The sequence below is a fragment of the Hydrogenophaga sp. R2 genome (assembly GCF_049843595.1).
Classification (GTDB): domain Bacteria; phylum Pseudomonadota; class Gammaproteobacteria; order Burkholderiales; family Burkholderiaceae_C; genus Hydrogenophaga.
The window spans coordinates 518,414-539,777 of sequence record NZ_JBBHZN010000002.1 but is presented as its reverse complement, the minus strand read 5'-3'; the positions used below and the strand labels follow the sequence as shown (position 1 = coordinate 539,777).

The window sequence follows — 21,364 nt, the reverse complement described above, 5'->3', positions numbered from 1 at the left end:
AGCAGCAATGGCAGCAGGCAAGGAAATCCGCGGCAAGATCAAATCGGTGGAGAACACCAAGAAGATCACCAAAGCCATGGAAATGGTCGCCGCTTCCAAGATGCGCAAGGCGCAGGACCGCATGCGTGCGGCCCGGCCTTACGCCGAGAAGGTGCGGCAGATCGCCGGCAACCTGAGCAAGGCCAACCCGGAGTACGTGCACCCGTTCATGCAGACCAACGACGCCACGACCGCTGGTTTTGTCGTCGTCACGACCGACAAGGGTCTGTGCGGTGGTCTCAACACCAACGTGCTGCGTGCGGTGACCAACGAGCTCAAGGCCCTGCAGGCCAAGGGCCAGGACGCCCAGGTGGTGGCCATCGGCAACAAGGGCCTGGGCTTCATGAACCGGGTCGGTGCCAAGGTGGTGTCCAGCGTGACCTCGCTGGGCGACACCCCGCACCTCGACAAGCTGATCGGCCCCGTCAAGGTGCTGCTCGACGCCTACACCGAAGGTCGCATCAACTCGGTCTTCGTCTGCTACACCCGCTTCATCAACACGATGAAGCAGGAAGCCGTCGTGGAACAGCTGCTGCCCCTGAAGGCCAGCGACCTGCAGGAAGGCAACACCGGCCGCGACTGGGATTACGTCTACGAACCCGATGCCCAGGCCGTCATCGACGACCTGCTGCTGCGCTACGTGGAAGCCCAGGTCTACCAGGCCGTGGCCGAGAACATGGCGTCCGAGCAGTCGGCCCGCATGGTGGCCATGAAGGCCGCCACCGACAACGCCGGCAACGTCATCAGCGAACTCAAGCTGGTCTACAACAAGACCCGCCAGGCCGGCATCACCAAAGAGCTGTCGGAAATCGTCGCCGGCGCAGCCGCTGTCTGATACCGCCGACGTCCTACCGAATCCAGAGAAAACAGAAGGTACCCATCATGTCTCAAGTACAAGGCAAGATCGTCCAGTGCATCGGCGCCGTCGTGGACGTGGAATTCCCCCGCGACCAGATGCCGCGCGTCTACGACGCCCTGAAAATGGAGGGCTCGGCCCTGACGCTGGAAGTCCAGCAGCAGCTCGGTGACGGCGTGGTGCGTACCATCGCCCTGGGCTCGTCCGACGGCCTGCGCCGCGGCATGGTCGTGACCAACACCAACGCCCCCATCACCGTGCCGGTGGGCAAGGCCACCCTGGGCCGCATCATGGACGTGCTGGGCACGCCCATCGACGAGCGTGGTCCGGTGAGCCAGGAGCTGACCGCTTCCATCCACCGCAAGGCCCCGGCCTACGACGAGCTGAGCCCCTCGCAGGAACTGCTGGAGACCGGCATCAAGGTGATCGACCTGGTGTGCCCGTTCGCCAAGGGCGGCAAGGTGGGTCTGTTCGGTGGCGCCGGCGTGGGCAAGACCGTGAACATGATGGAACTCATCAACAACATCGCCAAGGCCCACTCGGGTCTGTCGGTGTTTGCCGGTGTGGGCGAGCGTACCCGTGAGGGCAACGACTTCTATCACGAGATGGCCGACTCCGGCGTCGTGAACCTGGAGAACCTGCCCGAGTCGAAAGTGGCCATGGTGTACGGCCAGATGAACGAGCCGCCGGGCAACCGTCTGCGCGTGGCCCTGACCGGTCTGACCATCGCCGAGTCGTTCCGCGACGAAGGCCGTGACGTGCTGTTCTTCGTGGACAACATCTACCGCTACACCCTGGCCGGTACCGAAGTGTCCGCCCTGCTGGGCCGCATGCCTTCCGCCGTGGGCTACCAGCCGACGCTGGCCGAAGAGATGGGCCGCCTGCAGGAGCGCATCACCTCCACCAAGGTGGGCTCCATCACCTCCATCCAGGCCGTGTACGTGCCGGCCGACGACCTGACCGACCCGTCGCCTGCCACCACCTTCGCCCACCTGGACTCCACCGTGGTGCTGTCGCGTGACATCGCCGCTCTGGGCATCTACCCCGCCGTGGATCCGCTGGACTCCACCAGCCGCCAGCTCGATCCGCTGGTGGTGGGTCAGGAGCACTACGAAGTGGCCCGTTCGGTGCAGGGCACCCTGCAGCGCTACAAGGAACTGCGCGACATCATTGCCATTCTGGGCATGGACGAACTGGCGCCGGAAGACAAGCTGGCCGTGGCCCGCGCCCGGAAGATCCAGCGTTTCCTGTCGCAGCCGTTCCACGTGGCCGAGGTGTTCACCGGTTCGCCCGGCAAGTACGTGCCGCTGTCGGAAACCATCCGTGGCTTCAAGATGATCACCGCCGGTGAGTGCGATCACCTGCCCGAGCAGGCCTTCTACATGGTCGGCACCATCGACGAGGCCTTCGAGAAGGCCAAGAAGATGGCCTGAGATCCGGCGCCGGGCCCGCGTTGAGCGGGTCCGAACCCGAGGTCCCATCCATCTTTCACAGGAGTCCCTATGAGCACCATCCACGTCGATGTGGTCAGCGCCGAAGAGTCCATCTTCTCGGGCGAGGCCAAGTTCGTGGCCCTGCCGGGTGAAGCCGGTGAGCTGGGCATCCTGCCCGGCCACATCCCGCTGATCACCCGCATCAAGCCCGGTGCCGTGCGCATCGAGAAGGCCGATGGCGGCGAAGAGTTCGTCTTCGTGGCCGGTGGCATTCTGGAAGTGCAGCCGGACTGCATCACCGTGCTGTCCGACACCGCCATCCGCGGCCACGATCTGGACGAAGCCAAGGCCAGCGAAGCCCGGGCCCAGGCCGAGGAAGCCCTCAAGAACGCCAAGAGCGACATCGATCTGGCCAAGGCCACGTCCGAGCTGGCCGTCATGGCGGCCCAGATCGCAGCCTTGCGCAAATACCGCCAGAAGAAGTGATCCACGGCCCTGGCGGCAAGTGAGAAAAAAGACCGGCTCTGGCCGGTCTTTTTGCTGGTGCCTGCTGCACACGCGGTGCGGTGAGCCCTACCATGTGAGGCTCATCACACCCGACCGCGCATGACCTCCGAATTCGACGTCTCCCATCTGCCCGCAGAAGAAGCTGCGGCGCACCTGCTGGTGACGCCTTCGGCCCTGGCCGACCTGAGCCTGGCCGACGCGGCCCGGGTGGTGGCCTACATGAAGCCCAAGCGCTTCAAGGCCGGCACCATCGTCATCCAGGAAGGCGAGGCCCGCTACAACGACTACATGCTGCTGCTGCTCTCGGGCGACATCGCGGTCGAGAACGAGCTGCCGGGCGCCGGCGACAGCATGGTGGTGACCATCATCGGCCCGGGCAGCCTGCTGGGCGAAATGGGCGTGATCGATGGCTCGCCCCGTTCGGCCACCTGCACCGCCAACACCGACATCACGGTGGGCATCCTGACCCGTACGGCGCTCATGCGGCTGCTGCGCGACGAGCCGGGCGTGGGCGCCCGGCTGCTCCTGGCCATCACCAAACGCATGTCCGACCGCCTGCGCGAGACCACCCGCAAGCTGCGCACCTTCGCGCAGATGAACCGGGTGCTGCAGCAGGAGCTGAATGTGGTCATGAACAACCGCATCCGCGCCGAGCGGTCCTCGGACAAGGCCGAACCCAAGGCCTGACCCAGGGCAGGACGCCAGCTCCGAGGCCCCGGCATCCGTCGGCATGGACATCGGCGGCACAATACCGGCCATGCCGAAACCGAAACTGCCCCCGGGCACACCGGACGACACCGAGGCCGCCTTCTACGATGCCTTGCAGCACGCCGACATCGAGCGCCTGATGGCCTGCTGGGCCGACGAGGACGATGTGGTGTGCGTGCACCCGGGCGGCCCGCGCCTCATCGGCCACGAGGCCATCCGCACCACGTTCGAGGCCATGTTCGCCAACGGTGCCGTGATGGCCGTGCCGGAGAAGATGCACCGCATCGACGGCAGCCACAGCAGTGTGCACAGTGTGGTGGAGCGGGTGTCGGTGATGTCCGATGACGGCCCGCGCGTGGCCTGGGTGCTGGCCACCAATGTGTACATCAAGACCGCCAAGGGCTGGCGCATGGTGGCGCACCATGCCAGCCCCGGATCGCGCGCCGAGCTGCCCGACATCGCGCCGCACCGACCCGTACTCCACTGATGTCCATGCAATGGCTGTACCGCGCGCCATGGTGGCTGCCGGGTGGCAACGCCCAGACGCTCTGGGCTGCCCTGGCCGCGCGCTCTCACCATGGCCCGCCTCCGCGCTTCCGCCGTGCGCGATGGACCACGCCCGATGGAGACTTCGTGGACGTGGACCACGCCGACCACCCGGCCCCCGACGGCGCGCCGCTGCTGGTGGTGTTCCATGGACTGGAAGGTTCGTCCGGCAGCGCCTATGTCCAGGCATTCGCGTCGTGGGCGCGTGAGCAGGGGCTGGCCATGGCCATGCCCCATTTCCGGGGGTGTTCCGGCGAACTGAACCGGGCGCCCCGCGCCTACCACTCCGGCGACCACGAGGAGATCGACTGGATGCTGGCCCGCATGCAGCAGGGCTACCCGGGGCGGCCGGTGATCGCGGTGGGCATCTCGCTGGGGGGCAATGCCTTGATGCGCTGGGCGGCCGAGCACGGTCAGGCGGCGGGCCGCAAGGTCAGCGCGGTGGCATCGGTCTGTTCGCCGCTCGATCTGGCGGCCAGCGGCCACGCCATCGGACGGGGCTTCAACCGGCTGGTGTACACGCGGGTGTTCCTCTCGACCATGATCCCCAAGGCCCTGGCCAAGCTGGAGCAGTTTCCGGGGCTGTTCGACCGGGAGGCGCTGCTCCGGGCGCGTGACCTTCATGCGTTCGACAACATCTTCACCGGCCCCCTGCACGGCTTTGCCGGGACCGAGGATTACTGGCGTCGCGCATCGGCCAAGCCCTTGCTGGCCGACATCCGCATCCCGGCACTGGCGCTGAATGCCGTGAACGATCCGTTCATACCGGCCCGCTCGTTGCCGGTGGCCGGTGAGGTCGGTCGCTGGGTGACCTTGTGGCAACCGCCGCAGGGCGGTCACGTGGGCTTTGTGCAATCTGCAGCGCCGCTGGGCTGGCCAGGGCATGTGGTGGCCATGCCGGCGGCCGTGGGCAGCTGGTTGCTGCAGCACGCCACCTCGGGAGCTCATTGATGGACGACATCGTCAAGGCCGCGCTGGCCAAGTGGCCCGGGGTGCCGCATTGTTACGGCTGGCTGGGGCTGGACCGGCGTGGGCGCTGGTACATGCGCGACGACCGCACGCAGGCCGCCGGCCCGTTTCCGGCCAGCAAGGGCTCGCTGCTGACGCACGACAAGCTCATCGCCTTCATCGAGCGCAACTACCTGGCCGACGAGGCCGGTCAGTGGTTCTTCCAGAACGGCCCGCAGCGCGTGTACGTGGAGCTCGAGGCCACGCCATGGATTGCGCGCCTCATGCCCGACGGGCAGGTGTGCACCCACACGGGCCGGCCGCTGTCGGTGAGCGGGGTGCTGCAGGACGAGCACGGCAGAGTGTTCCTTCGCACCGACGCCGGCGTGGCCCTGCTCGATGGCGCGGACATGCTGGCTGCGGTCGATCGCATCGAGTCGGGCGCGTGGCCCCTGGACATGGTGCAGGCCGCCGACCTGCCCGGCCGCTTTGGCTACGTGCAGAGCCCTGCCGACAGGCAATCCCGGCAGGCATGAAAAAAGCCGGTCATGGACCGGCTTTCTGTCGGGGGCGTGACGCTTACTTGACCGCGTTGACCATGTAGGTCACCGCTGCCTTGATGTCGGCGTCGGACGCCGCAGCGGCGCCACCCTTGGGGGGCATGGCGCCCTTGCCCTTGATCACGCTGGCGGTCAGGCCGTCGACGCCCAGCGCCAGACGCGGCGACCAGCCGGCCTTGTCACCGAACTTGGGCGCGCCGGCCACACCGGCTGCGTGGCAGGCCATGCAGGCCTGTTTGTAGAGCGCTTCACCGTTGGCCGAAGCGACCACGGCGGTGGCAGCAGGCGCCGGAGCCGCAGCGGGTGCAGCAGCCACCGGTGCGGGGGCGGGAGCAGCCGGTGCAGCAGCGGCCGGCGCGGCCGCCGGGGCAGCGGCGGGAGCGGGAGCCGCAGGCACCTCGAACTTGGCACCGCCGGCGTTGGCCATGTGGACCACCGCGCGGCCGATCTCCACGTCGGTGTAGGCGCCGCCGCCCTGGGCACCCATGGCGCCCTTGCCCTTGAGGGCAGAGGTCAGCAGGGCCTCGTAGCCGGTGGCAATGCGGGCAGACCAGGCGCCGGCGTCACCGAACTTGGGCGCACCGGCCAGGCCGGCGTCGTGGCAGGCCGCGCACTGGGCCTTGTACACCGTCACGCCATCGGCCAGGGGGCGATTGGCGTCGCGCAGTTCCACCGTGCCGATGGGCTGGATGCGCTTGGCCAAGGCCTGTTCCATGTCCACGGCGCCGGCGGCGGGCTTGTTGCCGGAGGTGACGAAGTACACCAGGCCAATGATCAGGAACACCGGCACGACAAAGGCAAAGAACGACGTCCACATCAGCTGGGTGGGCGTCTTGATGGGGCCGGTATGGGATTCGTGCGCGTGGTCGCTCATGGTGTCCTCAGGGGAGTGGCGGATCAGGCCGGTCGAGGCCGGCGGACAACCTTCGATTATAGCCAGCGGCCCGAAGGTTCCCGGGCCGCGAGGAACGGGCTGGTAGAATGCGGCCCGACGCGGCTGTAGCTCAGTGGATAGAGTATTGGCCTCCGAAGGCTGTCGTCATCGGATCTAAGCGCACCAGATAGACTATCGGTCTCCATACAGCACGCGGCTGTAGCTCAGTGGATAGAGTATTGGCCTCCGAAGCCAAGGGTCGTGGGTTCGATCCCCGCCAGCCGCGCCAAATCAATGACTTACGCGCATCTAAGCGTAGGACGAACATGTAGTTGAGGCGCTGCCCCTCCCCGGCAGTGCGCTGTTAGTGGGCCAGCTTGGGCACTGAGGCGATGGTCTTCGAGCTGCTTCGCAATTTGCTGTGGCCCGCAACTGGCCCACTGCTGGCCCAGCGGAATCCGCGTGATGTGGTTTTGCCTCTGGGAACGACCATCGCTCTTTAGGCTGAGAGGCAGGCCCGGGTGGTCGCCTTAGAAAGGTACAGGCGGGGAGAACCACCGTTTTGATGAAGACCATCCTCGCGATGCTCCGGCCGCAATCAGGACCTACAGCGTCCTCCGTGCTGGCATGCCACCTCGTCTCGGTTGCGGTTGTTTGAGCGTCCCGCAGCGTGAACTTCCCGACCCGACGAATTCCTTCTTGTGATGTGCTGGTGCCATGGATCCTGAGGTCGCGGCGGTATTCCCACTCCCCGGTCAATTAACTCTACCCACGGGCATTGCGATGACTGCATCACGACTGGGAGGGAGAAAACTGTGCGAACGAACGATAACGGCGAAAGCGGACCTGTCGCCCTGTACTGGGACTTCGAGAATCTGCACGCCGGCCTTATGGAGGCCAAATACGGCGAAGGTGCGTATGCGAAGCAAGACAATCGCTTCAAGGTTCAAGGATCTTTAATCGATGTCCAGGCCCTTGTTGAACTCGGCGCCTCGTTCGGGCCGGTCGCCATCAATCGCGCTTACGGCAACTTGCAGTACTTCGGTCGGTACCGCGATGCCCTGCTTCAGGGCTCGGTCGAGCTGATCCAGCTATTTCCGCCGGGGGTTCTTGCGGGCAGTTGAAGATGCCTTCCGCCAGACAATGTTGCCCGCAAATGCTTCGTTGCGCAGCACGTTGGACACCGCGCCCTGGGTGACGGGGAGGCAGCGCACCGTTCCTTTGCTGCATCTCAGCAGGAGCGTGCCAGAATCTCAGCCAGTGACCAGCACGGGGAGGGGCGATGGCGACCAATGAGGCTCTGCATTCGGACTATTTGGATTCTGCGGCGGGTCTAGCCCGTCTGCAACGAGCCATGGTCGAACAGTTGGGGCACCTTGTTGATAGCTGTGGGCTCACCCTCGGTGTTCCCATAGAGAGTCGAGTAAAGACTTGGAGCTCAGTTGCAGAGAAGCTTGAGAGAAAGCGGTTGAAGCCGAAGAGGCTGGACGAGATCGAAGACCTAGTGGGGATTCGCGTGATCTTTCTCTTTCAGCGCGACCTGGAGCAGTTTCATGCGCAGATTGAAAACGCCTTCAAAGTAATTTCTGCCGAAGACACTTCTCAGAGATTGACTGATGCCCAGTTTGGGTACAAGTCCCGACACTACATCCTTAATCTACCGGCCGAGCTGGATCGCGTCCCCACCCTGAAGGGGCTGACTCAGCAAAAGGTCGAGTTGCAGGTCCGAACGCTTGCGCAGCACATCTGGGCTGCTGCTGCGCACAAGCTGCAGTACAAGCATGAGGAGAGCGTTCCTCTTCCGCTCCGGCGTTCAATCTATCGCGTTTCAGCGTTGCTGGAAACCGTTGACTTGGAGTTCACACGAGTTCTTGAGCAGCGCGACGAGTATGTGAAGACTCAAGCAGCTAGCCTTGTCGAATTAGATAGGTTGGATGTGAACGTTGTCGAGGCCGTTCTTGATCAACTTCTTCCAGCAAAGAGCAAGGACGTGGTCACTGAGGACTACTCCGACCTAATGGCGGACTTGCAGAACTTTAAGATCTTCACCCGTGGTGACCTGACCTCTCTTATCTCAAAGCACGAAGATGCAATATTGAAAGCTGACGCAAAAGAGGTGGGGCGCAGATGGGGCGACGAGGAGGATGACGAAGAAGGTGGGGAGCGGCTAGTCGAGCGACTGGGGCGTGGCGTCTTCTTTACGCACGTGGGGCTTGTGCGCCAAGCCCTCTGCGAAGAGTTTGGGGACGATGCAGTTCGCGGCTGGTTGCTTTTTAAGGACTCGGAGCTTTCATGAGTGACGGCTAGACTGCCGCCGGCTTCAGTGGCATCTCGTTTCGGTGAAAGATGAGACCATCAGAAAATCCGCGCTTGTCCTCCCGACCGAGGTCGCCAAACTATTTGGCATGAGCGCTTGCAGCGTGTGCTGCGAAACGCTCGACAGGCCCACTGTCAAAGAGGAGGTGGTGTGGCAGTTGTGAGCGAATCGCGTCAGCTAGGTCGTAAGGAAGACTGAAATACCTATGCGTCCACCGAACGTGCTCTGCTAGCGTGTGCCGCTGAGGGCGCGAGCCCTCAAGTACTTTCGTCCCCTGAATTTCAAGTTCGATCTTGGAGTGCACGAACGCGTTTCTCTGCTTGGTCAGGTGGTGAAGAGTCTCGTATAGGGCCCCTGTTCTTTGCAACTCGTACGAAGGGTCGATGGCTTTCGGACCGAGCAGAATTTTTTCCTTGATGTCCGAACGCTCCAGCAGACGAAAGAGATCCGTGGCCCCTTTCTCGGCTAGACCCACCGCTAGTACTGCGTTGACAAGGGCTTCAGATAAGGCGTGGCTCAGAAATGCGACGGTCACGTACTCCGCCATTACGCGCTCGCCGAAAGTTTTGTGCACTTGCCATGAGGGGTCTGCCCATGCGTCACGCTGCCCATCGGCGAGGCGTTCCAACTCCTGCACCGGTGTCCCAGGGTTGAGTGAGACCAGTCGAGATACGAGCGCATCGCGCTGCTCCTGAAAATCTTCTAGCATTTTGGGAACGAACTGCTCGAACTGATTGCGTAGGACTTGATATGAGCGCCACCGGGCTAGCAGGGCAGACTCAATGTACTGGTAGTCTGCAGTGTGCGAGAAAGCAAAGGCGGGTTGATGTTCCATGGATTGAAGTCAATGATTCGCGGCTTCAACGTTCGAGATCTTCCAATGAATCGCAGCTGGTCATGCTATGGCGTACCGATACCCTGCGCATCTGTTGGTCGCGACGGCTGAGCCGGCGCGTAGCAAGCGGCGTTGACTGAGCGCACTCGCGATCCATCAACCTGCTTTGTGACTTCGTGTTGGCGGCTGCTTAAGACTGGGTGCGGTCGGTCAGGTTGGGATGCCCGATTGACGGCGGTCTGCGACACCTGACTTTGCCGAACGTGCGTCGCAAGCGAGCGCGTTGTCCGCAGGCAGCTATCCGTGCCTGGTTCCTAGCGAAAAGCCGCCCTCACTGATAGCTAGTCAAGCCGCCGCCTCAATGCTCGCTACTAAGGGTCGCACGTGCCTTGCGAAGCGGTTGCTCGCTGATGCACCTGAGGCGGGACGCGCCATGTCAGCGTGCTGTGCAGACAAAGGGGATATCTCCATGATTCGCTCCTGGTCGCTGGATCGACATGAGGGGCGAAATCTGCTGTTGAGCCAACTTACCTGCTACTAATACCCATGTGAGTGCGCACTTGGTCGAATCCAGAACGTAGCGCCGGAACTGGCCACCGGGCGCCAACAAGAAAAGGGTGCTCGGCCAGGAGCCAGTACACGAGCAGGACTATGGGCTTGGCGTACAAGTTGCCCTGAGATTGACCGGCCTTGATTTTGGCTATCACTGGAGTGACAAGCATCACCTTAACGGCTTCAATGTTTGCGGTCTGCAGCAGGTCGCGGAACTCTTCAAGGATCTCAAGCGCGTCGTGGTCTTGCGCCGTTGGCGTGTGTCCGGGAATCAGCGGGCCCACTGCGGCATCGAGCATGGCGCACCACTGATCGCGACTCTTGTTCACCGCTTCTAGCTCCCGCACAGCCTGCACAAACATGTCGTCAGTGGATTCCATGAGCGCCATGCTGCGCGCAACCAGGCGGTCTGCTGACGGCGGAATATGGCCAACGCCCTTGTAGAACTTGTCATGCACCAGCTCTGCGTAGGCGTGTTGAAGTAAGGTGCGGATCTGCACTTCACATGGCATGCCGGCAGGGACGTGAACACCGTCTACGACCATGTCATCGGCTGCCCGAACGACGTAATGGACCGACTGGTAGTCGAAGTGCTTGGGCTTGTCCCTCTGCTCCCCCAGTGGGTCCCGATCCTTGCTTCGCGTCCATCCGGGATACTCGATCAAGACCTTCTCCACGACCTCCAGGTCTAGCTTTAGGAGAACCACAAAGCGCGCGCCAACCAGGTCTGTCATTTGCTCCTTCGGGTCTGCGTATTGCTTCAAATTCTGCTTGTTGATCGCTGACTGCTTGTCCTTCACGCGGAACCCAGGCTTGACCTTGAAGAAGGACTTGAACTGCTCCTGGCCGATCTCCAACTCCACCAACTCTGTAAGCTTGGCTACGACAAAGCCGCCCCACGCCTTGAGGGCGGGTTCGACCTCATCTAGCCAGTCGATGAAGTCGGTTCGGTTACTCATTGGACGCGACCACCCCTTGCACGACCACCGTACTTGTTCCGTCCTGGTTTTGCGTAATCTTGATCAAGTCCTTGACCTGATCAGCAGGAGTGGAAATCTGGACGCCTGTGGTGAAGGTGATCTTCTGCCGCCGACGCAGCTTGCTCTTGACGTACTCGGTGTCCTTCGTGATCGCATGCGACGGGAATTTGCTTTTATCCATGTACGTCACGTACTTCGTTCCGTCAGAGGCGTTCAAGTGAGCCTTCGCGAAGTCGGCCACGCTCACGGACTGCGTGTTGCTGCGTAGCTCTGCCCGCAAAGACTCGATCAGGTCGATCCGCTTAGACGGACTGAAGTTTTGATCTTTGATGAACTTGAGAGTCTTCTCATAGAAATCCTGTGTCAGGCGGCGGTCAGAAGCGGAGACATCGCTACCGAGGAACTCGCTGTAGAAGTAGAAGGCGGCCTTTCGGCTTTCCGTGCCCGTCATCAAATGGTCGAAGATGTGGATGCTGTGCTGATCCTGAACATAGTGGCCGCCCTTCTTTCCGGTGCCGGCAGCGGTGCGCGTGACGAACCCGATCTTGTAGAGCCTCTGGCTGTCGGTCATAAATAGGTCATTCATGATCTCCAGTACGGTCTGGCCGCCTTTCTTCCCCTCCGTCAGAGCGGCCTCCATGTCAGCCTTGATGAAGGCCACGAACGGGCGCGAGCTGGCAGTAACGGTTCCGCTCATCGCGATTAACTTGGACGGGTCGAAAGCCTTGGCTTGCTGAACCTTTGTGAGGCGCTCAGCGGATTCGCGGGCCAGCTTAATGAAATCGGCGTCGCTCACGTCCATCATGGAACAGGCGCGTTGAAACATGCTGCCGGGCTGCACATCGGTAAAGTCGGCTTGGATGCCATGCGAGTGGTGCCCGAGCGACTTGGCGATGCGCCCGGCGACCATGTCGCTGACCGCGGCGTCCAGATGCACCAGAGCACTGCCGCCCGTTGGGGCGACGTACCCTTTGTCCGGAGCGCGGGATGGAATGGTGTGCACTACGACCCGTTTTATGGTCATGAGATCAATCTTGAGCATTGCCCCTCCTTGTTGTTACAAAGTGTCTCAGCCAGGGGTTAAACGCGATACTGTATTTTTATACAGCTCTCTCGTCCTCGCTTGGAGCTCGGTCAATGACCTCCCTCGATCTGAGGATGCCGCCGTTGGGTTTCGTCCACAGTCGGCCCATACCGGCGCCTGTGGTTGAGTCCGATAGTCAGCCACGAAAACAGCCCACTGGGCTTCCATCGCCGACCGGCCGCAATCGCTGCAAACAAGCCCTTGAGCAGTCACTTGCTGTGTGCGTCCTGGTTCGAACGTATTCAAAGTATGTCCATTAGTTCTTGAGCTAGTCCGACACGAAGCTGCCTCAGTAGCGCCCATGGTCGCAGCACCATTGGTCGCTTGTCGGACGTTAGGGCTCGACTCCATTGACCGACTTGATCAGCGTACAGGTGTACTTGGTTTGCGTTGCGCGCTGCACTCGCAAGCGCTGCTTCCGGGGGAAGCAAGATTCTTTGCAGTCGCGGGAGCTTTGCGGACATGCCCAGGCCCGCAGGATCGAAGTCAAAGTAGGCCCATACGGGGGCGCTACTGCTTTCAATGAAGCGCGCGACAACGTCGGTCCTTAAAGTCCGGTCCCCGCGGAATACCGCCAGTACAGCCTTGCCCTCGTAGTCGATCCATCGATTGCGCTCGAGAAAGCGCAGGCTCTCCAGGTTCTCCACCACGAGCAGAACGTCGGCGCGCACGTTGAGTGCCTGCTCCAGAGTGAGCACCTGGTAGCCCTGGGTGGCCACAGGATGGCCGTCGAGATCGCAGTGTCCGTGGGCGACCTTTACGGCGATGGAGTTCTCATGAGGGGCCAGCGTGCCGGCCTTTTCCCTGGCTGGGTTGTTCCGCGCGGCCTCTGCTCGCCGTAGTCCGGTGCTCGGTGGCTCGATCGGGATACTGGCGTTGACGAGCATCTGGCGCGCCCGGGCGGAGTCCGCCTCGGTGAAGGTGAACCTGCTTCCAATGTGCTGGCCCATGCCGTAGTGCTGGCCGAGTGACCTCGAGGTGGAGGAGGCGGCCTTTTGCCCCGAACCCTTGGCCACCAGGTCCTGCAGGAAGGCGATCTCGTGGGAGGTGTAACTCATGAACTCAGCGACGCCGCGCCTGAAGTCAGGGGGTAGTTGCGTGAGGATTGTTCGCGATATGCGCGTAGGCATCCGTGAAGAAGTCGTTGAACTCGCCATGTGCACGAGCTCGAGCGAGGACGTCGACTTGCAGCCCGGCGGATGCGATCTGAGCGCAGGCGTAGAGCAACCATTCCTCGTCCGTCACCGAGTCTTCCAGATCATAGGCCGCGCCGTAGCGCTCGCGCCATTGCAGGAGGGACGCGACTTGAGGGTCGTTGATTTCAGGGTTGGCCCGTATGAAGTCAACGTATGCATCGATGAGTTCATCGATCGGTTCGACGACGGGTTCGACCATCGCCTGCGAGGTGGCGATCACCTCGGGTGACACGAGGGGCTCTGGTTTGGGCGCTGTGGTGACGGGTGGAAGTCGCCTGGCTGCAGAGAACATACCATCGGTGACCACGGGGTCGTTGTCCGCGACGTCCACGTTCCAGGTGGTGAGCAGACCCTCCGGGGTGGCCAGTTTGGCAGCGACCTCCGGCTTCACTTCGAGCTCGAAGCCCTCACTCATCCGGTTCTTGGACAGCCACAACGCCACGTTGGCCAGGTTTCGCTGGCGCTGCTCCATCTGGCGTAGCGAGAACAGGTTCTTGGAGACAACACGCTGGATGTCGCCGATGCGGGCGGTCCAGTCGGCCAAGCGGGAGAGGATGCGCACGTTGAGCAGACGCCGTACCTCGGGCAAGTGCAGGCCAATCGCTTCGTTCGCCATCTCCTGGACCCGTGCGTCCAAAGCCACGATCTGGCGGCTGAAGCGGCCGATCTCTCTGTAATAGAAGCTGTTCTCACGGATCTTGCCTGCGACGGACTCGACGTCACCGAAGTTCGTCGTCACCTTTGCGCCCAGCATCAGCAGGTTCTGGTCCATGAGGAAGCCGATTCGTACCACCGCCTGGTCCAGCCTGTCCATGGCCCGGTCAGCGTCGCGCACCGAACCTTCACGACGGAAGTCGCGCAGGCTGTCGAAGTCCTGGCGCAGCTGCCGGATGGGCGTATCCAGTTGGGCGAGCTGACGGAACGCCCCGTAGCTGCTGACGACGTAGTCGCCGATGAACTCACGAAGCAGTGGGTTGAGGTAGTACGTGTCCTCGTCCACCGGCATGAGCGCACGCATGCGGATGAGGATCTCTACCCCCTTGTTGCGCTTGCCACCCGTGGAGACTGGACCACGGATTGCCTCGCTCACCAAGTCGCTATGGTCCGACAGCGCCTTAAGCAGCTGCTGGATAGGGTTGAGCGGCTCACTCACCCGAGGCTCCCTTGCGGCCGACATCTGCCGCGGCTGCGCGAAACAGATCCACCTGACCATCCTCGCCGTCGTCCTCGACGGCGTCCGCATCGGGCAAAGCGGTGTCGGTAAGTTCGGGTACGTTTTCCACCAGGTACTGCATGACGGCATGCAGATGATCGACCTTGCCCGTGATCTGGTAGGTCTCCGTTGAGGCGTTTGAGATGATCAAATAGCCTTCGGTCCGCAGGCGCTCGAGCATCTTGCGCAGCAACTCGTTGTTGGAGAGCCGGGCATCCGCCCCCGGGATGCGCAGGTCACGCAGACGACTCACCAGGGTGGTGTCCTCGTTGACCTTCAGCAGTATCTCGGCGAGCTGCACGTATTCGCCAGGAACCCCGCGAAACCCGTCCTTGGTCAGGCGAACCAGGTTGAGCATCTCCACGAGCATCCCGTAGACGTCCCGAAAACGCGCCAGGTCGGTCTTGACCTTGGCCACCTGCTCATTGGTGTGCACCTGCAGTGGCGCTACAAAAAAGGCCCCGTCATCGCCCAGGCGCGCCAGACGCCGGTCCAGGCTCTGCAACCACTGATCAACCTTCTCGGCCTCGCCAAGCTCCACCAGGTCCGCGTAGGCCTCTGGGAAGGCGTACTGGCAAACGAAGTTGCCGGCGAGCAGGGTGGCGAGAGTCTCAGGCTTCATGGCCAGCTTCCGACGTCGTAGCTACAGCTTTGGGTGCGGGGCGCGCCGCCGGCGCAAAGAGCCCGATCGAGCCGCGGTCCTTGAAGACATAGCGCCGGGCGAAGTGCCGGAACTCGGCGTGGGTGAGGGTGGGGGAGGCCGTCACGGGATCGATGCGGTTCTCGCGCAAGGTGTCCATAAGACCCTTGAAGTTGCCAGGGTCGAACTTGCCTACCTCGTCGCTAATCCAAGGGATGTAGATGTCGTTTTCGCCCCGGATCATGTTGAGCATGCCCACCAGGAGGCTGATCAGGATGATCGCGTTGATGCCGGTGGAGGAGATGTGCTCTAGGTCGGCCGGCCGGCTGAAATGACGCGTTTGCCCGTTGACAGTTACGCTGCCCTTCAAGTCTACGTGGGCGGCCAGATCGAACTCGACTGTCGAGTCCTGGCGCAGAAGCTCCAGGAACTTGGTGAGCGCGGCCGCCGTATCAGCCGACGGCAGCTGGTAGCGGTCGTTGACCGCCAGACTTGTCTCATGCTCACGCGCGACGCGGTCGACAGCATCGATCTCCCGGATGAAGGAGATTTCCCCGAAGTTGGAGACGATCTCGACCTTCAGGCTCTCGATGCGGTGGAACTGTGCTACGTTCAGCCCCCTCTGGAACTCCTTGTTGAAGTTCCGAACCTCACTCTCGAAGCGCGAAATCACCCCCCGAAACTGGCGTACTTGGTTCAGGATGGTTGTGACATCGTTGATGACGTTGGGCAGCACTTGGCGGCGCAGGCCGGCGTAGATGGTGCAGAGCTCGGCCGCACGCCCCATGGGTGTCATGTTAGTAGGCAAGGCGTCCAGGCTTTGCTGGACGTACTCGGCAACAGAGCTGGATTGGCCAATGAGTTGATCGCGGATGGGGCCGTGACGCCGGCGCACCAAGATCTCGATGTCTTCGACATGCGCTCGGGCGCGATTCAGGCGCGAGCGCAGCTCATCCAGGCGTAAGTCGGGCTCGGGCTCCCGGGAGGTCGTCTCGCTAAGGCCGAGCTCCTCCAGGATGACCACCAGGGCGCTGACTTCTTCGTTTAGCAGGCGCTCGAGCGACTCCAAGCGACCAACCTCCTCGGCGAGCGCAGCCCCCTCCTGCTTGGCCTTCTTCTCGTGGGCCGACAGGTCGGCCTGGGCCTTGGTCCGAGCCGCTTCCGTCATCGTGGCGGCCGTTCTGAGGTTGGCGAGGATCTGGTCGCCGCCTTCATTGAGCCACTGGCGCCACAGTTCAACCGTGGGGCGTCGCTCGAGGATGCGCTTGATCTCCTCCTTGAGCGCCCTAGCGTCACTTCGACGTGCGGCAAGCACAACAGGATCGACGCCCTCCGCCTTCAGATCGGCATCACGCTGGGCCTGTAGCGCGTCGACGCTTGCCTTGCCTTTGGAAAGGGCTTCACGTGCGCGACCTTCGATGGAATCTATGGCCTGCGTGGTGCGGGCCCTGAGCTGAGCAAGTTGGACATCGAGGTCCTTTCCCACCTGCTCACGATCCGAGCGGTTCCCCTTCTGGGAACTCTCGAGTTGAAGGCGCAGTGCGGCGAGCTTTTCGCCAACCTTTTTGACGAGGGCGGCTCCATTTCGTTTGATCTCAGCGATCTCCTGATCGCATCTATCGCTGGCCGCCTTGGCTTCCTGTTTCGCCTTGTCGAGGCGGTTCTGTGCAACGGCCAGTTCACCTTCGGCCTCGCTCTTAGCCTTCCTCGTGGCTTCCAGAGTCTGGGCGGCCATGCCGAGTGCCTGTTTGGCTTCTGAAAGCCGGGCCTTTGCCGCAGAGTGAACCCTTTCAGCGTGCGCGAGGGCCTCGCGAAGCTGTTCGTCGTCAGACCAGTCTGGCTGGGAGATTGGAGTGGTGTTGAGCTGCCAGCCATACACCATCTCCTGATCCGCGCCAGGGCTGTGCGTGGGTGAGAGGTCAGTGCGCGAGAGCAAGGCTGGGTCAAGGATTTTGGCGATGCCTCTTTTCCAGGCGTCGTCGGGGCTGGCTCGCAAAACGCTTAGCAGCGTGCCGTCGGCGGGGGTTAGGCGCGCCTGGGCTTGCGTCATGCGTGCTGCGGCCTCGTTAAGGCGTTGCTGCGCCGCATCGACGCTGCGCTCAGCATCTTGCTGCTCGCGCGAGGCGCGTTCCCACGCCGTTTCGGCCGATGCGCGTGCGCTTCTAACATCGGCGAGCCACTGTATGGCATTGAACTGGGCGTCCTGGGCTGCCTTGAGCCCCTGGCCGGCCGCTTGACTTGGCTGGGCAGCCGCGACCTGGGCCTGAAGCGTCGCCCGCTCGTCTACTAGCTCTTCGATTCGGGGCTTGAGTTCAGCCTCAATATCACCGAGTTCAGCGGCCAAAGCGGCCTGCTGGTCCGCTGTTGCCTTTCGAAGGCCATCGGCCTCGACGTCCGATCGGGACCTCACATCTTCTTTCGACGCACGGATCTTCTCTGCCGCATCCCTGGCCGCGTCGTTCGCCTCGCCGATCAACTCGGCGAACTTGCGCTCGATACTGGAAGACTTGCCCGACATCTCGTCCGCGCTGGCCTCGAGGTGGCGCAGATCCACCTGCATCTGCTCCACTCGCTCGAGGGCATTGGCCCAGTACTTCACCTCGCTCAGATGCAATGAGTTCCTGCGGGCCTCTTCGGCACGCACCCTGTTGAGTGCATCGTTGTGTGCGAAGTTAGCTTGCTCGGCCGCGGCCAGAAGGGAATCGGTGGCCCTCTGGCTCTTGGTGTTGTGCTCGTTCAGTGCCCCTCGCGCCCCTTTCAGTGCGTCAGTGGTGACCAAGAGCTTTTCCCGACGCAACTTGAGAGCCGGCGCCACCTCCTGTCGCACGGCCCGAAGCGATGCTTCGGCATTGCTGAGCTGCTCCAGGGCCTCCCGCAGCAGGTCTACTTCCTTCTCCATGCTGAAGGCCTTTTCCAGGGCACCGCGATCACGCAACCAGTTGGCTATCTGGTCTTTGCTCTGCCGCAGGGTGACCTTCTGGCGGCTCGGTGCGTCCCCATGGGTGCTCAACCGCTCCTGCACGATGGTGATGGCCAGGCGTACGAAGTCTTTGAAGTCCAGCTTTTCCTTGGCCACAGCCGCGATAAGGCGATCCAGGTTGGTCAGGCGCGAGCCAAGGCCATAGACAGTGCTCAGGCGTCGCAGCTCCTTGGCGTCCTGCGTTCGAGCCTCGGTCCCCAGGATCACCGCTCTGTACTCGGCGATGTCGAGCAGCTTGGAGCACTGGGCCCCCATCGCGATGTAGGCGTCGCGCATCTGCCCGTCGTCGCAGAAGATCTGCCGTCCATCTTCGTTGGTGCGCAGGAAAGCCTCTTCGCAAAATCCGTGGTTGATGAAGCGGTAGACCGGGCGGTGGTCGTTGTCGCCCCGGCGAAGCACTGCGCAACGTACGTCGTGCTCTTCATCGCTGCCACGCTGGTACTCGAAGACGATCGCGCTGTAGGGCATAGGTAGCACGAACTTGAGCATCGGCTCTCGACCGCCCACGGTTTCTGTAATCTGGCTGGGCAGGGTCCCGAAGAACAACGGGAAGAGTTCTAGCGTCGTGGTCTTGCCCACCGCGTTCTCGCCGGTGATGGACGCTCCATCCCGTGGATCGATCTGATTGATGCTGGCCGAAGTGGCGTTGCCACTGGTGCGTGTGTTGACCAGCAGCATGCGGCGTAGACGTGACGTCAAACTAGCTCCCTCCCCTTTGTGTTGTCTACCGGCTTCTTGCTCCTGAAGTCGATCTTGCTTACGTGTCGTCCGGCACGTACTCAAACAGATCGGCGACACCGACGTTGAAGTACTTGCAGAGCGCGTTGACGGCGTCGAGATCGACCCTGGTCGCGGTCTCCTGATACAGCAGCGTAATGGTGTTCCGGTGAAGGCCGGTGTCCCTCGCAACGTCGCTGATCTTGAGCTTTCGCTCCCCCATCAGGCGGGACAGGTGGCACTTGATCACATCACTCTCCGTGGTTTTTTTTTACTCAGGATGCAAAAAAGCACTTGACAGTGGCATTTAGGCGTCCATAATGTCGTGCAAGATGACAAAAAACGATCCATCGAGCGTTTTTGACATCTGAATTGTCGCATTGGATGAAAGGAGTGACCAGTGTCTACAGCGACCTACCTCACCACGGACGAGCTATCCGCTCGGATCAAGTACGACAGCCGAACGATCCGCGATCGGCTCAAGGACAGCGTGCTCATCGAAGGGCGGCACTACATTCGCCCCTTCGGTGGTCGCAAGACGCTCTACATCTGGGAGCACATCGAAGCCGATATGGCGATGGCGTCATCGGGCGGCTCGGCCACGATTCCGCTGGCCAATGGAGGCATGCTCCATGGGTAGCATTCGCCGCCTCGACAGCAAGGGCACGCTGTTCCTTGACTTCCGGTATGCCGGCCAACGTCTGCGCGAGTACACCGCTCTCGCGGACACGCCGATGAATCGCAAGCGCCTGCAAAAGGCCCTTGAGCGCATCGAAGGCGAAATCGCCCTCGGCACGTTCGACTACGAGAAGACTTTCGGTAAGCCGCTTCAGGTCAAGTCTGGCCCTCCGGACTCCGAAGCTTCGAGCACAGACGCAAAAGGTATCCAGCCCTCGACGCGCAGCGGCACACCCTGCTTCAAGGACTTCGCCGACATGTGGTTCTCGGAGTCGGAGGTGTCTTGGCGCCGCAGCTACCGCGTAACGCAGCGTGGATCTTTGGACCAGTACCTGATCCCATACTTCGGGGAGAAAGAGGTCGGCCACATCACCAAGGCAGACGTTCTGGCTTTTCGGGCATCACTCGCCAAAGTACCCGCCCGCAAAAGCCTCTCCACGCTGTCCAACCGTCGCATCAACTCCGTGATGAAGCCGCTGCGGCAGATCCTCAACGAAGCAGCCGACCGCTTCGAGTTTACTTCTGCGTTTCGCAACATCAAGCCACTGAAGATGAAGCGCAGCGACGTCATGCCCTTCACGCTGGAGGAGGTCCAGAAGATCCTCACAACGGTGCGGATGGACTACCGAAGCTACTTCACCTTGCGCTTCTTCACTGGCATGCGAACAGGAGAGGTCCATGGTCTGAAGTGGAAGTACGTCGACTTCGAGCGGCGTCTCATCCTGGTGCGCGAATCCATCGTGATGAAGGAAGAGGACGAGCTCAAGACGGACGGAAGCGTGCGGGATATCCAGATGACCGACCTAGTGTTCGACGCTTTGCAGGAGCAGTTCAAGGCCACAGGAAAGATCTCGGATTTCGTGTTCTGCAACCGCAAGGGCGAGCCGATCGACAACCAGAACTTCCTCAACCGTGTCTGGTCTCCACTGCTGCGGCATCTGGACATCCCTCATCGCAGGGCATACCAGATGCGGCACACGGCCGCGACTTTGTGGCTTGCCGCCGGCGAGGCTCCGGAGTGGATCGCGCGCCAGTTGGGTCACACCAGCACCGAGATGCTGTTTCGGGTGTACAGCCGGTATGTGCCCAACCTGACCCGTCGCGACGGATCCGCAATGGAGCGACTTCTGAAGCAACACATCTCGGTAGCCCCAGTCCAAGGGCTGGTGATCCGACTGCCAGAGGACGTGGCCACGCTTCCTGCCGAGCATCAGCAGGGCGATGGACCGATTTCGAATCGGCTAGCTGCCAACGAGGCATCTGAGAAGGGTTGGCACCAGAGTCCTGAGGCGCACCAGCGAGAAGCCGCCGCTCCCCACCAGAAGGCCGCCGATAGTGAACAAGACCTTGAGATCCTGCCGGCACGGAAACGAAGCAGGGATTCATCGACCGCTGGAGCGCAGAAGCGACCAGGTCCTCAGGGCATCTCTGATGTGGAGTTCACGGCCTTGTTCACACCGCCGCCTCTACCCCCGTTCCTCAAGCAGGGCTGACAAGTCATGCCGCAAGGAGCCATGGGCAAAACCACTGAACGCATCGCCGTTCACCCCTAGTCACCCGTAACCCATAGCCATTTCACACCGGCCGGACCAAAGCGTCCGCTGCTCCGGTCAGGCGGAGCTTTACCTGAACCGGCGCAGCAACTCCTTGGATGGGCCGCACTTTCAACCCAGCACTGCTCTCGTCCGAGCAACAGGAAAG

Annotated in this window: 20 protein-coding genes and 1 tRNA gene; 12 read left to right on the top strand and 9 right to left on the bottom strand. The window is 62.0% G+C overall.

The genetic code is table 11. From position 1 onward, the window contains the following. The first annotated feature begins 7 nt into the window (after positions 1 to 7). From atpG to WD026_RS11065, 7 genes are all read left to right on the top strand, one after another. Positions 8 to 874, top strand: a complete 867-nt coding sequence (gene atpG / locus WD026_RS11095) for a F0F1 ATP synthase subunit gamma (RefSeq protein WP_425723711.1) — start codon at positions 8 to 10, stop codon at positions 872 to 874. A 47-nt stretch (positions 875 to 921) separates the two neighbouring features. After that, a complete protein-coding gene (gene atpD, locus WD026_RS11090; protein ID WP_425723710.1) occupies positions 922 to 2,328 on the top strand; it encodes a F0F1 ATP synthase subunit beta in 1,407 nt (468 codons plus the stop codon). A 69-nt stretch (positions 2,329 to 2,397) separates the two neighbouring features. Continuing rightward, a complete protein-coding gene (locus WD026_RS11085) occupies positions 2,398 to 2,814 on the top strand; it encodes a F0F1 ATP synthase subunit epsilon (protein WP_425723709.1) in 417 nt (138 codons plus the stop codon). Positions 2,815 to 2,934: 120 nt separating this feature from the next. Further along, positions 2,935 to 3,522 (top strand): cyclic nucleotide-binding domain-containing protein, encoded by a 588-nt coding sequence (locus tag WD026_RS11080; protein ID WP_425723708.1) that lies wholly within the window; start codon positions 2,935 to 2,937, stop codon positions 3,520 to 3,522. Between the two features lie 70 nt (positions 3,523 to 3,592). Further along, complete coding sequence (locus tag WD026_RS11075) at positions 3,593 to 4,030, top strand: YybH family protein (RefSeq protein ID WP_425723707.1); 438 nt, start codon at positions 3,593 to 3,595, stop codon at positions 4,028 to 4,030. Next, a complete protein-coding gene (locus WD026_RS11070) occupies positions 4,030 to 5,040 on the top strand; it encodes a YheT family hydrolase (protein ID WP_425723706.1) in 1,011 nt (336 codons plus the stop codon). Before WD026_RS11075 ends, WD026_RS11070 begins: the two co-directional genes overlap by 1 nt. Next, positions 5,040 to 5,573: a DUF2946 family protein gene (locus WD026_RS11065; RefSeq protein WP_425723705.1), complete on the top strand. Its 534-nt coding sequence runs from the start codon at positions 5,040 to 5,042 to the stop codon at positions 5,571 to 5,573. The genes WD026_RS11070 and WD026_RS11065 overlap by 1 nt, the downstream gene beginning before the upstream one ends. Before the next feature lie 43 nt (positions 5,574 to 5,616). Here the strand turns inward: WD026_RS11065 and WD026_RS11060 are convergent, their stop codons facing one another. Further along, a complete protein-coding gene (locus WD026_RS11060; protein WP_425723704.1) occupies positions 5,617 to 6,471 on the bottom strand; it encodes a c-type cytochrome in 855 nt (284 codons plus the stop codon). A gap of 213 nt (positions 6,472 to 6,684) precedes the next feature. Here WD026_RS11060 and WD026_RS11055 point away from each other — a divergent pair. The 3 genes from WD026_RS11055 to WD026_RS11045 all read left to right on the top strand — a co-directional run bounded on the left by WD026_RS11055 (position 6,685) and on the right by WD026_RS11045 (position 8,767). Next, a tRNA-Arg gene (locus tag WD026_RS11055) sits at positions 6,685 to 6,760 on the top strand. A 526-nt stretch (positions 6,761 to 7,286) separates the two neighbouring features. Then, a complete protein-coding gene (locus tag WD026_RS11050; protein ID WP_425723703.1) occupies positions 7,287 to 7,595 on the top strand; it encodes a hypothetical protein in 309 nt (102 codons plus the stop codon). A gap of 230 nt (positions 7,596 to 7,825) precedes the next feature. Beyond that, positions 7,826 to 8,767 (top strand): GTP pyrophosphokinase, encoded by a 942-nt coding sequence (locus tag WD026_RS11045; protein WP_425723702.1) that lies wholly within the window; start codon positions 7,826 to 7,828, stop codon positions 8,765 to 8,767. A gap of 100 nt (positions 8,768 to 8,867) precedes the next feature. On the opposite strand, the gene WD026_RS11040 is transcribed toward WD026_RS11045, so the two are convergent. From WD026_RS11040 to WD026_RS11005, 8 genes are all read right to left on the bottom strand, one after another. Beyond that, positions 8,868 to 9,623, bottom strand: a complete 756-nt coding sequence (locus WD026_RS11040) for a hypothetical protein (RefSeq protein WP_425723701.1) — start codon at positions 9,621 to 9,623, stop codon at positions 8,868 to 8,870. Between the two features lie 527 nt (positions 9,624 to 10,150). Beyond that, positions 10,151 to 11,134, bottom strand: a complete 984-nt coding sequence (locus WD026_RS11035; protein ID WP_425723700.1) for a GTP pyrophosphokinase — start codon at positions 11,132 to 11,134, stop codon at positions 10,151 to 10,153. Continuing rightward, a complete protein-coding gene (locus WD026_RS11030; RefSeq protein WP_425723699.1) occupies positions 11,127 to 12,197 on the bottom strand; it encodes a nucleoid-associated protein in 1,071 nt (356 codons plus the stop codon). The genes WD026_RS11035 and WD026_RS11030 overlap by 8 nt, the downstream gene beginning before the upstream one ends. A 284-nt stretch (positions 12,198 to 12,481) precedes the next feature. Further along, positions 12,482 to 13,297 (bottom strand): DUF7281 domain-containing protein, encoded by an 816-nt coding sequence (locus tag WD026_RS11025; protein ID WP_425723698.1) that lies wholly within the window; start codon positions 13,295 to 13,297, stop codon positions 12,482 to 12,484. A 25-nt stretch (positions 13,298 to 13,322) separates the two neighbouring features. Continuing rightward, positions 13,323 to 14,588, bottom strand: coding sequence for a hypothetical protein (locus WD026_RS11020; protein WP_425723697.1), 1,266 nt, complete (start codon positions 14,586 to 14,588; stop codon positions 13,323 to 13,325). Then, positions 14,581 to 15,270, bottom strand: coding sequence for a condensin complex protein MksE (locus WD026_RS11015; protein WP_425723696.1), 690 nt, complete (start codon positions 15,268 to 15,270; stop codon positions 14,581 to 14,583). Before WD026_RS11015 ends, WD026_RS11020 begins: the two co-directional genes overlap by 8 nt. Next, a complete protein-coding gene (locus WD026_RS11010; RefSeq protein ID WP_425723695.1) occupies positions 15,260 to 18,946 on the bottom strand; it encodes an ATP-binding protein in 3,687 nt (1,228 codons plus the stop codon). The genes WD026_RS11015 and WD026_RS11010 overlap by 11 nt, the downstream gene beginning before the upstream one ends. 79 nt (positions 18,947 to 19,025) lie before the next feature. Next, positions 19,026 to 19,235, bottom strand: coding sequence for a helix-turn-helix domain-containing protein (locus WD026_RS11005; protein WP_425723694.1), 210 nt, complete (start codon positions 19,233 to 19,235; stop codon positions 19,026 to 19,028). A gap of 150 nt (positions 19,236 to 19,385) precedes the next feature. Between WD026_RS11005 and WD026_RS11000 the strand changes: the two genes are divergently transcribed. Both WD026_RS11000 and WD026_RS10995 read left to right on the top strand, forming a co-directional pair. Further along, entirely contained in the window at positions 19,386 to 19,625 is a 240-nt protein-coding gene (locus tag WD026_RS11000; protein WP_035624045.1) for a hypothetical protein, read from the top strand. Further along, positions 19,618 to 21,156, top strand: a complete 1,539-nt coding sequence (locus tag WD026_RS10995; RefSeq protein WP_425723693.1) for an Arm DNA-binding domain-containing protein — start codon at positions 19,618 to 19,620, stop codon at positions 21,154 to 21,156. The genes WD026_RS11000 and WD026_RS10995 overlap by 8 nt, the downstream gene beginning before the upstream one ends. Positions 21,157 to 21,364: the final 208 nt, after the last annotated feature.

What these genes read in the sequence shown, in the direction of transcription:
- atpG (WP_425723711.1), top strand. Translation starts at nt 8, where the DNA reads ATGGCAGCAGGCAAGGAAATCCGCGGCAAGATCAAATCGGTGGAGAAC.
- atpD (WP_425723710.1), top strand. Translation starts at nt 922, where the DNA reads ATGTCTCAAGTACAAGGCAAGATCGTCCAGTGCATCGGCGCCGTCGTG.
- WD026_RS11085 (WP_425723709.1), top strand. Translation starts at nt 2,398, where the DNA reads ATGAGCACCATCCACGTCGATGTGGTCAGCGCCGAAGAGTCCATCTTC.
- WD026_RS11080 (WP_425723708.1), top strand. Translation starts at nt 2,935, where the DNA reads ATGACCTCCGAATTCGACGTCTCCCATCTGCCCGCAGAAGAAGCTGCG.
- WD026_RS11075 (WP_425723707.1), top strand. Translation starts at nt 3,593, where the DNA reads ATGCCGAAACCGAAACTGCCCCCGGGCACACCGGACGACACCGAGGCC.
- WD026_RS11070 (WP_425723706.1), top strand. Translation starts at nt 4,030, where the DNA reads ATGTCCATGCAATGGCTGTACCGCGCGCCATGGTGGCTGCCGGGTGGC.
- WD026_RS11065 (WP_425723705.1), top strand. Translation starts at nt 5,040, where the DNA reads ATGGACGACATCGTCAAGGCCGCGCTGGCCAAGTGGCCCGGGGTGCCG.
- WD026_RS11060 (WP_425723704.1), bottom strand. Translation starts at nt 6,471, where the DNA reads ATGAGCGACCACGCGCACGAATCCCATACCGGCCCCATCAAGACGCCC.
- WD026_RS11045 (WP_425723702.1), top strand. Translation starts at nt 7,826, where the DNA reads ATGGTCGAACAGTTGGGGCACCTTGTTGATAGCTGTGGGCTCACCCTC.
- WD026_RS11040 (WP_425723701.1), bottom strand. Translation starts at nt 9,623, where the DNA reads ATGGAACATCAACCCGCCTTTGCTTTCTCGCACACTGCAGACTACCAG.
- WD026_RS11035 (WP_425723700.1), bottom strand. Translation starts at nt 11,134, where the DNA reads ATGAGTAACCGAACCGACTTCATCGACTGGCTAGATGAGGTCGAACCC.
- WD026_RS11030 (WP_425723699.1), bottom strand. Translation starts at nt 12,197, where the DNA reads ATGCTCAAGATTGATCTCATGACCATAAAACGGGTCGTAGTGCACACC.
- WD026_RS11025 (WP_425723698.1), bottom strand. Translation starts at nt 13,297, where the DNA reads ATGAGTTACACCTCCCACGAGATCGCCTTCCTGCAGGACCTGGTGGCC.
- WD026_RS11015 (WP_425723696.1), bottom strand. Translation starts at nt 15,270, where the DNA reads ATGAAGCCTGAGACTCTCGCCACCCTGCTCGCCGGCAACTTCGTTTGC.
- WD026_RS11010 (WP_425723695.1), bottom strand. Translation starts at nt 18,946, where the DNA reads ATGCTGCTGGTCAACACACGCACCAGTGGCAACGCCACTTCGGCCAGC.
- WD026_RS10995 (WP_425723693.1), top strand. Translation starts at nt 19,618, where the DNA reads ATGGGTAGCATTCGCCGCCTCGACAGCAAGGGCACGCTGTTCCTTGAC.